This is a genomic window from Maribacter algarum (ex Zhang et al. 2020) (assembly GCF_005885635.1).
Taxonomy (GTDB): Bacteria; Bacteroidota; Bacteroidia; order Flavobacteriales; family Flavobacteriaceae; genus Maribacter_C; species Maribacter_C algarum.
Genome location: NZ_VATY01000004.1, coordinates 380,095 through 393,153, shown reverse-complemented (window position 1 = coordinate 393,153; position 13,059 = coordinate 380,095). Strand labels below are relative to the sequence as shown.

Below are 13,059 nucleotides of genomic sequence, written 5' to 3'. Positions count from 1 at the left end.
ATAGCATGTCAGAAAAACTCAAAATAAAGCTCTCTATCGCCGATAGAATATATCCGTTGACAATTGACCCTTCACAAGAAGAAGGGTTGCGGAAAGCAGCTAAAAACATTGAGCAACTGGCCAAAAAATTTGAACAGAGTTATGCTGTTCGTGATAAGCAAGATGTATTGGCAATGTGTGCCTTGCAATTTGCATCGAAAATCGAGCAGAAAGGTATAGATCAATCTGAAGATACTAGTGAGTCCCTTGAACGTTTAAAGGCGTTGGATGAATTGGTAAATTCAAAGCTTAGCATAAAATAAGTTCTTTAAAATAGCATAAAGTTACTGCCCACATTGGTAATAATTTTTGACAAACTCAACATTAATTTGATTAAAAAGGGTGAGTTTAGATTATAAAAGAATGCCTTGCTTGTACAAGGAACCTTGAGTAGTCTGTTAGCCCTAAACCTGTTTATTGGAGTTTGTACAAAACTTCTCCAATGTGGGCTTTTTTATTAACAAACTATACTAACTATGGATATAACAACAGGAATAATAGGAGCAGTAATAGGACTCGTAATCGGATTTGTGATTGCTAAGTTCATGGAAAAAGGCAAAGCTTCAAAAACCACAGCCAATGCGAAGCGAGAGGCAGAGGCTATACTTAAAGCGGCCAAAACAGATGGAGAGAATATCAAAAAAGACAAAATTTTTCAGGCGAAGGAAAAGTTTTTAGAGCTGAAAGCTGAACATGAAAAAGTAATTATTGGAAAGGACAAAAAAATGGCGGAAGCCGAAAAACGCACTAGGGATAAGGAATCCCAAATTAGTAGCGAACTGGCTAAAAATAAAAATCAGAACCAGCAGTTAGAAAACAAAATCAAAGATGTTGAAAAGAAAGCTGAGTTCTACGAGAAGAAACAATCTGAGCTAGAAAAACTGCATAAAAGCCAAATACAACAGTTAGAAGTAATTTCAGGACTCTCCGCGGATGAAGCAAAGGGTCAGTTGATGGAGTCCCTAAAGGAAACTGCAAAATCAGATGCAATGGCGTATTTGCAGACGACTATGGAGGAAGCTAAACTCACCGCACAACAAGAAGCCCGAAAAATAATAATCAATACCATACAGCGCATAGGAACAGAGGAGGCAGTTGAAAACTGTGTTTCCGTATTTAATCTAGAGTCTGATGACGTTAAAGGCCGTATTATTGGTCGAGAAGGGCGAAACATTCGTGCTTTGGAATCGGCGACTGGAGTGGAGATTATTGTTGATGATACGCCTGATGCTATTATCCTTTCTTGTTTTGATTCTGTTCGAAGAGAGATAGCACGTTTGTCCTTGCACAAATTGGTTACCGATGGAAGAATTCACCCCGCGCGGATTGAAGAAATTGTTAGAAAGACCGAAAAGCAAATTGAAACTGAAATTGTTGATATAGGCAAACGTACTATAATAGACTTAGGTATTCATGGTTTGCATCCTGAATTGATAAAGGCTGTAGGACGTATGAAATATCGTTCCTCATATGGTCAAAACTTGCTGCAGCATTCACGTGAAGTTGCTAAACTTTGTGGCGTAATGGCAGCGGAAATGGGCTTGAATGCGAAAGTTGCAAAACGCGCTGGATTGCTTCATGATATTGGTAAGGTTCCAAATACGGAAGCTGAGGTTGAAACACCGCACGCTATCTTAGGGATGCAATGGGCCGAGAAGTATGGAGAAAAACCAGATGTATGTAATGCTATTGGAGCACACCACGATGAAATAGAGATGAAGACATTGATTTCACCAATTGTTCAGGTTTGTGATGCTATTAGTGGCGCTAGACCAGGCGCAAGAAGACAAGTGATGGATTCTTACATACAGCGCTTAAAAGACCTGGAGGAAGTCGCTTTCAACTTTCCTGGTGTTCAAAAAGCTTATGCCATTCAAGCAGGTAGAGAGCTTCGTGTGATTGTAGAAAGTGAAAAAGTAAGTGATGATAAAGCTGCAGAACTATCCTTTGAAATTTCTCAAAAGATTCAAACCGATATGACCTATCCCGGCCAGGTTAAAGTCACAGTTATACGAGAGACTAGAGCTGTAAACGTTGCGAAGTAATTATAGACGTCAATACTGTAAATAAAAGAGCCTTGTAATTACTTAACAAGGCTTTTTTTGATTTTAGGGGAATGCAAATTCTATTCTTCTTCAGAACTGGCTTTTTCCTCCGTCACTTCCTCAGCTTCTTTATTACGGTTATTCTCCATTATATTTAAATTCTTCAACTTGGCTTTCCAAGTTTCTAGAGATTGTTTATGTGTTTCAACTCGTTTGATAACATCTTTAACCAATGGGTTGTCTTCTGAGGCGTTGGAGAAGAACTGAAGATTATTTTCCAATTGTCGAATCTCGGTTTTGCTCTCCTCAATTTTTCTTCGGATAAATGTTCGCTCATTAGAAATAGCTCTATTGTCATCAGCCTTGGCTAGTTGTTGAATTTTGTTTCCGTATTTCAGTAACTCCGACTCCTGTCTGCTGACATCCAATTTTCTAAAAATTGCATCCAGAATTTTATTGAACTTCTGAGTAATGTTCTTTTTGTTAAACGGGACCCTTCCAATGGTTTTCCATTCTTCGATAAAACTTTTTATGGTTGATAAATCTTCTTCGCGCTTACCTGAAAGTTGAAATGCTTTCAATCGTTCAAGACAGGCCTCTTTTTTAGTGAAATTTTCAGCTTCTTCCTTATTTGCCTCATTTTTGAGTGCATGTAAGCGATCAAAATAATGATTACAGGCACTTTTGAACTCTTTCCAGATTTTATCAGAATATTTACGGGGTACATGACCTATTTTCTTCCATTCGCTCTGAATGCGTTTCATTTCTTGGGTGGCAACATCCCAATCTTCACTGTCTTTTAAACTAACAGCCAAATCTAATAGGGCTCTTTTCTTATCTAGATTGTCTTGTTGATCTTTTTTTAAGTTCTTGTAAAAGGCATTCTTATTTCGATTAAACTTGCGAACAGCTTCTTTGAATTCGGCCCAAGTCTTTTCATTTACCTTTTGGGGAACTTTCCCCGCCTTGAAAAATGCATTTCGATGCTCTTCAATTTGCTTCATTTGAAGCTGCAAGGCTTTATGATTATCAGCAACATTCTCTGAAATGCCTGTTATAGCAGAGATAATTTCCTGTTTTTTTACTAAGTTTTCCTCGTATGCTTTGTCTAAATCTTTGTAATACTCTTGTCTTCTTTGGTGTAACACTTTTGTCGCGGCACTAAAAAGCTCCCAGATTTGTTCTCGATGTTCTTTACCAACAGGACCGATGTCTTCTTTCCAAATTTTATGAAGCGTTTGTAGCTCTCGAAACGCTTTCCCTAAGTCTGGTTCATGGGCAAGGGCTTCGGCCTTCACAACCAGCTTTTGTTTCTCTTCAAGATTATGTTTGAAGTCTAAATCTCTAAGCTCTCTGTTGATATGGAGAAAATCATAGAATATCTCAATGTGATGGTGATAGGTCTTCCAAACGTTGTTGTAGTCCGTTCTTGGAATAGGCCCCGCATTACGCCATTGTTCCTGTAAGTTCTTAAAATTCTTGTAGGTTGTATTAATATCCTCTTCAACATTAATAAGACCTTTCAACTGTTCAATAAGTTCAAGACGTTTTGCTAAATTCTCTTTGAGGCTTTTTTCTAGATTTCTGTAATACTGATTTCGATTTTCTCGATACTCAGAGTAGACTTCGTTAAATTGTTTTTTTGTTACCGAGTTGTATCTAAAATCAATCTCATTACCGCCATTGGCTATGAAATCTTCCTTTTTATGATCTATAAACTCTTGAAACTTTAAATCAAATTCATGCTTTATACCATCAACATGCTTTTTTATTGCCTGTACCTTTTCATTTTTCACAAGTCTTTGGAGCTCGCCTGTCAAGTTTTCAATAGACATCGAATGGTAATCTAAGATTGGGATATGGTGTCTATGATGATTGTCAGTATCCTCAGCATCTTCAGCATTGCTTTGGTCAATCTCTTCTACTACTTTATCTTCCGTTGAAGTATCATTTTCAGGAGCACTTTCTTCCTCTACCGCCTTTTCTTCCTTTTGTTTTTCTTTTGAGTTTTCGAGGTTGAGCACTACTTCATCTTTGGGTACTTCGGTAAACTCCCCACCTTCTATAGGGGGCTTTTCGGTTGCTTTTACTTCTACATTCTCTACTACGGATTCTTGTAGTTCTTGTTCTTTCTCCTCAGGCATTCGAAATAATTTGGTTGCGCAAAAAAATGCTAATGTAAGATAGTGACAACAGAGCTAATGGCAAAAAATCTAATGGACTTCTTTTAATTCAGTATCAGTAAATTAAGGTGTTATCGAGCACATACTAAGAATTAGTATAGCATATCATAACAATTAAAAATGCTTATTATTGGTTCCAAATCTCCCAAGCTTTTTCGGCTTGTAATTCAAGCATGCGAAGACCATTACAGATAGAAGCCCCTCGGGATTCCCCATTGCTTAAAAAAGCTGTTTTAATAGGATTGTAAATCAAATCAAAAAGTAAATGTTCTTCTTTGAGGTAGTGATACGGAATACTTGGTTTTTGCTCTACATTAGGATGTGTACCTAATGGCGTACAGTTTACTAAAATGGTAAACTCTTCTAAAATAGCCTTATCAAGGTCTTGATAGGAAAGTTGATTTTCATCTGGAAGTCTGGAAACGAATTTGTAGGCGATATCTAATTCTTCAAAGACGAAAGCAATTGCTTTTGAAGCTCCTCCTGTACCAAGAATAAGGGCTTTTTTATGGTGCTTTTGTAAAAAAGGTTCAATGGATTTTTGAAATCCGTAGAAATCTGTATTGTAGCCTATTAGCCCATTCTTAACTACTTTAATTGTGTTTACAGCACCAATCTTTTCTGCATTTGAATCCAACTCAGTTAAAAAGGGAATAATGGACTCTTTATATGGAATGGTCACATTAAGACCTTTGACTTCGGGATGGTCTGCAAGTAGTCCTTCAAAGACTTCAATATTTGGGAGGTCGAAATTTACATAGGAATGATTGTCAAGACCTAGCTGCTTAAATTTTTCCGCAAAATATCCCCTGGAAAATGAATAGGAAATATCCTTTCCAACTAATCCAAATTTAAACTGTTTGTCTTCTTTTTTTTCCATACCAATCTAATCCCAATAAAATGCTTATACCGACCAAAACAAAAAATAAAGCCCACCAAGTTTCTGAACTTGAGAAGTCAGGAAAGTACCTTTCATAGTTACTTATAATCTCTTTTCCATTTGATGCAAAAAGAACTTCACCGTAAGTATCCGTCTTATAAATGGTTTTTTTCCATGGCCAGACAACACCAAGGGAACCAGTAATGAAGCCAATAATAACAGCAGTCGTAATGTGTTTATAATTCTTAAGAACATAGCTCAAAAGATGCGAAAGGCTCACCAAGCCTACTGCGGAACCTGTTGTAAATACAGCCAATATTTTTAAGGTGCTTAAGCGTGCGCTATTCTCAGTGAAGCTAAAATCTCCGCGAACAATTTCGGCACCGGTATCATAAAGCGCGTTTACCGAATCTACCAGTAGCAGTACATAATTTCCCAAAAGTATAAGAATGAATGAGCCTGATAAACCCGGCAGTGTCATACCTGAAACGCTTATCATTCCACAAAGAAAGATGAATAATAGATTGTCATTTTCCTTTGCAGGACTCAAAAAACTAATAGAAATACCCACAATCAAACCGATAATGCCTGCAGTTATTGTGCGCTTGCTCCAATGGTTAAAGTCCTTTGCGATGTAATATATAGAACCTAAAATCATTCCGAAGAAAGCCGCCCAAACAAAGAGTTCATTACGTTCTAAAAAGTAATCGAGAACCTTGGAAACACTAAAATAGCTCACAAGCATTCCGAAAATCAAGAGCGATAGGAAAGTCCCGTTTACATAGCGATAAAAGCTTTTAAACCGGCCACTGAAAAGAAGCTTGAAAGCCTTCCCATTTATTTTTTGAAGTGAATTGATGAACTCTTCATAGAAACCTCCAACGAAGGCGACGATACCTCCAGAGACTCCAGGCACCTTATTGGCTGCACCCATACAAAGGCCTTTTACTACTAAAAAAAACTTGTCTACAATTGACCGTGTTTCGTTCATAAGGGAGCGCGCTTATTCCTTTGAGGCTACTTTTTCAAGTATAAAAATAAGAGAAAAACCGACGATGGCGAGTAGTATGGCGAATAATAATTGGTTATCTCCTTCGAAGATAAATGGTGAGACGTTCTTATCGATTATGATTTCTTTTTTTCCAATCTTGATTACCTCTAGTACTTTCTTCCAAGGCCATATTTTATTTAGAGAGCCTAAAATGAAACCAGTAAGTACTGCTAGGGTTATATCTTTATAGTTAGCAAACAACCATTTCAAAAGTCTGGCAAAACTTAAAATTCCAAATATGGTGCCTAACCCAACTGTCATCACGATTTTTAAATCTTTCTCGTTCACAGCATCTAAAATAGTTTTGTAAGAGCCTAGCAAGACCAATATAAAAGAACCAGATATACCGGGTAATACCATCGCACATATTGCTATTGCACCGGACAGGAAAAGAAATGGAAGACTGTCTGTGTTAGCAGATGGAGGAAGGGTTGTTATATAATATGCAGCAACTGTTCCTGTAATAAACAAAGCAATAGTTAGAAAATTCCATTTTCGTATGGCTTTCGCTACAAAAATAACACTAGCTAATACAAGTCCGAAGAAGAAAGACCACACGGGTATCGGATGATTATCAAGCAGCCATGAAATTAATTTTGAAAAGGAAACTATGCTGATTGCCATTCCCACCAAAAGTGCGAGCAAAAAGTTTCCATTTAATTTAGTCCAAAAAGCTTTGAAACCTTCCTTTCTTAAGGTTTTGAATGTAGAAAAACTAACATTATTTATTGAAGAAATGAATTCTTCATAAATACCGGCTACAAACGCAATAGTACCTCCTGATACTCCAGGAACCAATTCAGCAATTCCCATTGCCATTCCTTTTAGTGCTATGAATATGTATTGTAGTAAGCTGCGGTTTTCCATAAGACAAAAGCCAAAAATACTTCTTTTATCTGGAAGCCCTTTTTATATCCGCAATTATGTTCAATGTCCAATCTGTGTCTGCGAACTGGGGGAATTCCTCTTCGAACAAGAATAGCTTTTCGATATCATTTTTCAATGCGTCGATGAGTGTAATACGGGCATTTATTTTATCATTGGCTAGTAATTGAAATCCAGCCATTTTGTATTGTAATCGGGCACTTTCAGGGAAGAACTCTCGACCCTGCGCTAAGATTTCAATTGCCGAATTGATATCACCATTTAACTGAGAAACTTCGGCCCACTTTAGCCATGTAGTAAGTTCGTAATTACCTAAGTCTACTGCTTGCTTATATGCATAATCTGCCTGGTCATACTTTTTAAGTGCGGTATTGATCTTTGCACATTTTTTCCAGTACGATGGATTTTCCCCATCGATGTTCAGGGCTTTGTTGATGTAGTAGAATGCTTTGTCGTACTTTCTTCTTTTATAGTAGTAATCTGTAATGGCCAACCAGCCTTTGTCCAAAAGTGGGTCTTCATGAACCGTTTGGTAATAATAAAACTTGGCCATGTCATGATTTCTCAACCTTTCGTAACATTTACCAATTCGAAGATAAGCATGCGAAGTTGGGTCTTCTATTTCGATAGTGGTCTCATAGTTCTCAATAGCTTCGAGATATTTACCCATTCTTTCCAATACCTTGCCTTTTTCAAAATAGGCGCCCATAAAGGTATCGTCAGAAATAATTGCAAAATCGAAAGCGGTCAACGCTTCTGGATACATCTTTTTTTCAAAATATTGTTTTCCCAATTGATGCCAAGCAACTTCGCAATACGGGTTTCGATCTAGATATTCATTCAGGTAATGAATAGCTCCATCGAAATTTTCTAAAAATTCAAAGCAGTAAATAACATTATAAAGTGATGAGTAGTCGTGATCATCTATTTCGACGCACTTCATAAAACTTTTCTGTGCCATTTTGAAATCATCCATGAAAAGATACTCCATTCCTAAAAGAGAATGGATATCGTAACCGTTATTTGAAAGTTCTAAAGCTTTGTAAAGCAGGTTGATGGCTGCTTCATGATTATCCTTTTTCGAATATATATTGGCCCGTTGGATATAGATTTCTTCGTTGCTACTATCTAAAAGTTGTAGTTTGTCTAACAATAGTTCCGCCTCATCAAGGTTGTTTTGGAAAACTAAAACTTCAATATCAAGTAGTTTTAGTTGTATGGAATCCGGGTGCTGCTGCAGGCCAATTTTAATAGCTTTTTTGGCCAAAGCTACCTTACCGTTGTTCAAATAATGGTGAATGATATCTTCAAAATCCTCTGCGTCAAAGAAATAGACATCATCTGTCTTGAGCATGGATTCAAATTTGGCAATGGGCCTGCCAGGTCTTTCGTCAGAGTGTAACGCCATACGAACGATTTGGTTATTCTATGGATTTAAAAGTAAGGGTTTGAGGGTACGATTAAGTCGTGACCAATGCTATATTATTAACAAATTAGTTAACAGCTTATTGCATGTATCTGTCAAGTATTTGTAAAATTATCTGACTGCCTTTTTCAATTTCACCATTAGATATGGTAAGGGGAGGGGATATGCGAACCGCTTTTGGTTCGAATAACAACCAGAAAAGAATGAGTTGGTTTTTTGCACTTTCTAGGACCAAATTATTAGCCATATCAGGGTCTTTCAAAATGAGTGCAAGCATTAAACCTTTTCCCCTTATTTCTTCAATTGCAGGATGTTGTAATAGTCTTCTAAATAGTTTTTCCTTTTCTAGGGTTTCAGGAATTAAATTAGTCTCCGTTAGTTCTTGTAATGTGGCTAAACCGGCTGCTGCTATTACTGGATTCCCACCAAAAGTAGTAATATGACCTAATTTCGGACTATCTTGTAAACTTGCCATTAGTTCCTTGGATGTGGTAAACGCCCCGACTGGAAGTCCAGATGCCATGCCTTTCCCCATCACCAAGATATCTGGAACACAATTGTAATGTTCAAAAGCAAATAGCTTTCCGGTTCGACCGAAACCAGGCTGGATTTCATCTAAAATTAGCAATGCACCAACTTCGGTACATCTTTCTCTAACCTTTTGAAGATAATTATTCCGTGGAACTATAAAGCCTGCTCCTCCTTGTATGGTCTCTAAAACAACTGCTGCGGTCTTTTTTGTAATTTTTGAAAGTTCAATATCCGCGTTGAAATGAATAAAAGAAACATCGGGAATCAAGGGTCGAAAAGCACTTTTGCGTTCTTCGTATCCCATGATACTCATACTTCCCATTGTATTGCCATGATAGGCATGATGGGCAGCTATGATTTCACTTTTTCCGGTATGGCGTCTTGCTAATTTCATAGCACCCTCGATAGCCTCGGTTCCAGAATTTACGAGATATGTCGTTTCCAAGGAATCGGGTAGGACCGAGGACAAAAGTTTCGTGTATTTAACTGCGGGTTGTTGAATATATTCCCCATATACCATAACATGCATGTAGGCTTCAGACTGTTTCTGAATCGCCTCAACTACCTTTGGATGACAGTGCCCTAAACTGCAAGCAGATACCCCAGCAACAAAATCCAAATGGGCATTGCCGGAAGTGTCATAGATATAATTGCCCCTAGCATGCGAAACTTCAATAGCTAATGGATGCGGAGTAGTTTGTGCTTGGTATTTTAGGAAGTCTTCTTTCATAATATCCAAAGACCTTAGAATTGGTTTATTGACTCGCTTTAACTTTCTTGACCTTTGGGCGTTTATTAGGCTCCGTAGATTCGTCTTCAGGAATTGGAATGTTATTTATTGGGTCATTCGGATTTTGACCGCGTTCCTCTTCCTCCGCATCAATATCAATCGGATTTTCTATACCCCGGATTACAATAAGCTCGATATTGTTGTCATCTTCATCAAAAATATCATCCTTGGTTAGAATCCGTTCATCACCTCGCCAAATGAAGCCTTTTAATTTTCTGCTGTCCAGAGGAAGGTCTTTATCAGGAAAAATATCACCATCTGGATCTCGACGAAAAGTCAAATCTTCTACATCATTATTGGCCATGGTAATTCGAATCGAACTACAGATGGTTTTATTAATGCCTATTAGCTCTTGGTCATCGTTGTACATGTAATAGATAACTTCAGTATTCTTTACAAGGTCGATAATCTTCAATTCATTTTCCTTGAATTTGCCATACAGATTTACACCTTTGGCTTGATTGTAACCTGTTTTACTTATGCTATCCAAGGATACGATAAAAGCGTTTTCCAAAACTTTTAGAGAATCCAGCTGCTCCGTTTTTACATTTGATATAATATGAATGCTATCTCCTGTCATTTGATTTTCACCATTCCATAAAACGGGATTTCTAACCAACTGAATAAGTCCGGTTTTTTCCGCAGAATGAATAGAATCGCATTTTCCGCTCATGTCGGTTTTGAAGAACTTTGCGTTCCTGAAAGCTCTGACAATTCGATTATCAGGAGGCCCTGTTACCATTAATGTATCTCCGTGAACGTATAATGAATCTTGTTCTACCAAGCTGATGGCTACTGCTCTTTTTGTAGCAAAAACTGAATCTTTTGCCTTAAACACTTCTGCGTAGTGCGCCTTAGTGACCGTATTGTTTATGGTATCGGTAACCGTTATGTTGTTGGTGGAAGAAGCAAATTCAGATGCTTTATTAAAATAGACACTATCACCCTTAATAATACGATTGTTATAATCGATTCGGGTATTCTTGATTCCATAGCCACTCTCAATTTTCGTGTCATAGAATCCGCGTTCGCAATAAATTTTATAGGTCTCCCCTGTTATAGTTGAAGGTCCATACATGTATGCGTTCTTGGAAGAAGTATAATAATCTAACCGTTCTGAGTCTAAAATGTACTGTGGATTCTTAATATGAACGCTATCCAGAAACTGATATTTCTTGATATCCATAAAGTATCTGCCAATTTCACTTGTTAGGGTGTTTGCTGAATCTACCACAGTACCAAAATCTTGATAAAAGGCTTGTTGTTTTTCCCGATCAAAGCGAAGGGTATCTGTAGTCAAGGTCATATCCCCACCCTCTGATGTTTCACTACGCAACACAACACTTTCGTAGGCTTTTGCAAACTTTGTATTGCCGTCGTAGTCCATCTTACCACTCGTCATTAAAACTGAGTCACCTTGTTTCAACCTTATGTTTCCAATTGCTTTTAGTCTATTCTCTTTTTGATAGAAAACCGCGACATCACACCAGAGATCGGCACCTTGATGTTCGAATTGTACTTGTCTGGTGTCTTTACTCCAAATTACCGCACCCGGAAACTGTATTTCATCCTTGACCAAGTTGGCTCCGTAAACTAGATTAATGTATTTACTTTCAGTAGTGTCGTTTTTTGTTTCTTGCACAGCGGTTTGAGAGAATCCCGCGAATGTGCAAAAAGAAAGGAGTATCAGTAAAAACGATTTTTTCAACAGTCTTGAATTTTGCCCAAAAATAGGATTTTTTAACTCAGCTCGATTCGAATTAGGATAGATTTAATACAGAAAGCCACCCAACGGTGGCTTTTATATTTTAATTGAATTGATGATACTATGATACAATCTGCAAAGGAGCCGTGTCTTTCCATTTGCCTCTTGTAAAGTCAGGAAATGCTTGGGGTGCACCACCTTGCGCAACAGAAGCTTCACTAAGCGGACTAACAGCACTCCAGTGGCACCCTTCATAAACGTTCTGATCTAACGGAAGCCCTTTTTGTAAGCACTCTACAATACGATACATCATAAGGCCATCCATACCTCCATGTCCACTTCCTTTGGCCGCTTCGTTCAACCTTTTGTATAAAGGATGATCGTATTTTTCATACAAAACTTCCAGTTTATCCCCCTCTACCCAGCTGTGATGATCTTTGGTCACTCCTTCGACACCACCTTCCAAAGCAACTCGTGTTGGGAACCCAGCAAGTATTCCTTTAGTACCTTGAATCAGATTATGGCGGGTATAAGGTCTCGGGCTAGTTTCATCCCACTGCACCATAACCGTTCTGCCAAGCGCGGTTTTGATGATGGTCGTGTTTAAGTCTCCTCCTTTATAATCTAATTTATTCCATTTATGTTCGGCTGTATAGTTCTTTTCGGCATAGAGTTTTCTGCCTACAGCTGGAGTAGAGAAAGACACCAGACTACTAAAATTGTCTTCCGTACGTGCTAAATTCATGTATTGCGCAACTGGACCAAGACCGTGAGTTGGATACAGATTTCCATTTCTATTTGCGTAATGTGGGGTTCTCCAAGAACCAGTTCCTCGTTCTTGTTCTTCCATTTGAAAACGCAATTCGTGAATATAAGCGGCTTCCGCATGTAAAGGCTCACCGATTACTCCTAGGCGGCACATATTCAGATACATTAGTTCTTCTCTTGCATAGTTAACGTTTTCCATCATCATACAATGCTTTCCAGTGGCCTCCGAAGTGTCAACAATATTCCACATTTCTTCTAAAGTCAATGCAATTGGTACTTCGCTAAATGCATGTGCTCCCATTTTCATAGCTTCAATGCACATCGGCGCATGGTTTTTCCAATTGGTAACCACAAACACGACATCTGGCTTCACCTCCTTAAGCATCGTTCTCCATTTGTTTTCATCACCGTAGTACAACGCAACATTTTTGTGTCGTTTTCCGCCTCCTATTTTTTTCGCTTCTTCACCCCATTTTTTGGCTAAATCCTCGTATAAATCACAGATTGCTACTACTTCGGTGCCAGGTAATTCAGCAAAAAATTTCATGTGTCCAGGCCCTCTAGCACCTACACCTATAAATGCTGCACGGACTGTTTCTAGTTTTGGAGCAGCAAACCCACCCATATAAGTGTGAGCTAGAGGCCTTTCGGAACTTAAAGGACTATTTGCTAGCATGGGGTTCACCGATATGGCCGCACCCGCTAATGATGTTTTTCTGAGGAAATTTCTTCGGTTGATATTTTTCATACTACAAT

10 protein-coding genes and 1 other RNA gene are annotated in these 13,059 nt (G+C 38.2%); 3 read left to right on the top strand and 8 right to left on the bottom strand.

Annotated elements, in window-relative coordinates; translation table 11 throughout:
- The first annotated feature begins 5 nt into the window (after positions 1–5).
- From FEE95_RS18695 to rny, 3 genes are all read left to right on the top strand, one after another.
- Positions 6–302 (top strand): cell division protein ZapA, encoded by a 297-nt coding sequence (locus tag FEE95_RS18695; RefSeq protein WP_138659543.1) that lies wholly within the window; start codon positions 6–8, stop codon positions 300–302.
- Between the two features lie 53 nt (positions 303–355).
- Positions 356–465: non-coding RNA, 6S RNA (ssrS, locus tag FEE95_RS18690), on the top strand.
- A 50-nt stretch (positions 466–515) separates the two neighbouring features.
- Positions 516–2,084 carry a ribonuclease Y gene (gene rny / locus FEE95_RS18685; RefSeq protein ID WP_138659542.1) on the top strand — a complete coding sequence of 523 codons (1,569 nt, stop codon included), beginning with the start codon at positions 516–518 and terminating at the stop codon, positions 2,082–2,084.
- 80 nt (positions 2,085–2,164) lie between these two features.
- On the opposite strand, the gene FEE95_RS18680 is transcribed toward rny, so the two are convergent.
- The 8 genes from FEE95_RS18680 to FEE95_RS18645 form a co-directional block, all read right to left on the bottom strand.
- The gene (locus tag FEE95_RS18680) at positions 2,165–4,228 is read right to left on the bottom strand and encodes a DUF349 domain-containing protein (protein ID WP_138659541.1); all 2,064 of its coding nucleotides are present in this window, start codon (positions 4,226–4,228) and stop codon (positions 2,165–2,167) included.
- A 166-nt stretch (positions 4,229–4,394) separates the two neighbouring features.
- On the bottom strand, positions 4,395–5,147 hold the full coding sequence (locus tag FEE95_RS18675; RefSeq protein ID WP_138659540.1) for a shikimate dehydrogenase family protein: 753 nt from the start codon (positions 5,145–5,147) through the stop codon (positions 4,395–4,397).
- Positions 5,119–6,138: a DUF368 domain-containing protein gene (locus FEE95_RS18670; RefSeq protein WP_138659539.1), complete on the bottom strand. Its 1,020-nt coding sequence runs from the start codon at positions 6,136–6,138 to the stop codon at positions 5,119–5,121. Before FEE95_RS18670 ends, FEE95_RS18675 begins: the two co-directional genes overlap by 29 nt.
- 12 nt (positions 6,139–6,150) lie before the next feature.
- Positions 6,151–7,065: a DUF368 domain-containing protein gene (locus FEE95_RS18665; protein WP_138659538.1), complete on the bottom strand. Its 915-nt coding sequence runs from the start codon at positions 7,063–7,065 to the stop codon at positions 6,151–6,153.
- 25 nt (positions 7,066–7,090) lie between these two features.
- Positions 7,091–8,491: a tetratricopeptide repeat protein gene (locus FEE95_RS18660; protein ID WP_138659537.1), complete on the bottom strand. Its 1,401-nt coding sequence runs from the start codon at positions 8,489–8,491 to the stop codon at positions 7,091–7,093.
- A gap of 97 nt (positions 8,492–8,588) precedes the next feature.
- Positions 8,589–9,770 carry an aspartate aminotransferase family protein gene (locus tag FEE95_RS18655; protein WP_138659536.1) on the bottom strand — a complete coding sequence of 394 codons (1,182 nt, stop codon included), beginning with the start codon at positions 9,768–9,770 and terminating at the stop codon, positions 8,589–8,591.
- Positions 9,771–9,795: 25 nt separating this feature from the next.
- Positions 9,796–11,538: an OstA-like protein gene (locus FEE95_RS18650; RefSeq protein ID WP_394347960.1), complete on the bottom strand. Its 1,743-nt coding sequence runs from the start codon at positions 11,536–11,538 to the stop codon at positions 9,796–9,798.
- 118 nt (positions 11,539–11,656) lie between these two features.
- Positions 11,657–13,051 (bottom strand): Gfo/Idh/MocA family protein, encoded by a 1,395-nt coding sequence (locus FEE95_RS18645; protein WP_138659535.1) that lies wholly within the window; start codon positions 13,049–13,051, stop codon positions 11,657–11,659.
- Between the last annotated feature and the right edge of the window lie 8 nt (positions 13,052–13,059).

Coding starts and splice junctions, on each gene's coding strand:
- FEE95_RS18655 (WP_138659536.1), bottom strand. CDS start 9,770: ATGAAAGAAGACTTCCTAAAATACCAAGCACAAACTACTCCGCATCCA.
- rny (WP_138659542.1), top strand. CDS start 516: ATGGATATAACAACAGGAATAATAGGAGCAGTAATAGGACTCGTAATC.
- FEE95_RS18680 (WP_138659541.1), bottom strand. CDS start 4,228: ATGCCTGAGGAGAAAGAACAAGAACTACAAGAATCCGTAGTAGAGAAT.
- FEE95_RS18695 (WP_138659543.1), top strand. CDS start 6: ATGTCAGAAAAACTCAAAATAAAGCTCTCTATCGCCGATAGAATATAT.
- FEE95_RS18660 (WP_138659537.1), bottom strand. CDS start 8,491: ATGGCGTTACACTCTGACGAAAGACCTGGCAGGCCCATTGCCAAATTT.
- FEE95_RS18665 (WP_138659538.1), bottom strand. CDS start 7,065: ATGGAAAACCGCAGCTTACTACAATACATATTCATAGCACTAAAAGGA.
- FEE95_RS18645 (WP_138659535.1), bottom strand. CDS start 13,051: ATGAAAAATATCAACCGAAGAAATTTCCTCAGAAAAACATCATTAGCG.
- FEE95_RS18675 (WP_138659540.1), bottom strand. CDS start 5,147: ATGGAAAAAAAAGAAGACAAACAGTTTAAATTTGGATTAGTTGGAAAG.
- FEE95_RS18670 (WP_138659539.1), bottom strand. CDS start 6,138: ATGAACGAAACACGGTCAATTGTAGACAAGTTTTTTTTAGTAGTAAAA.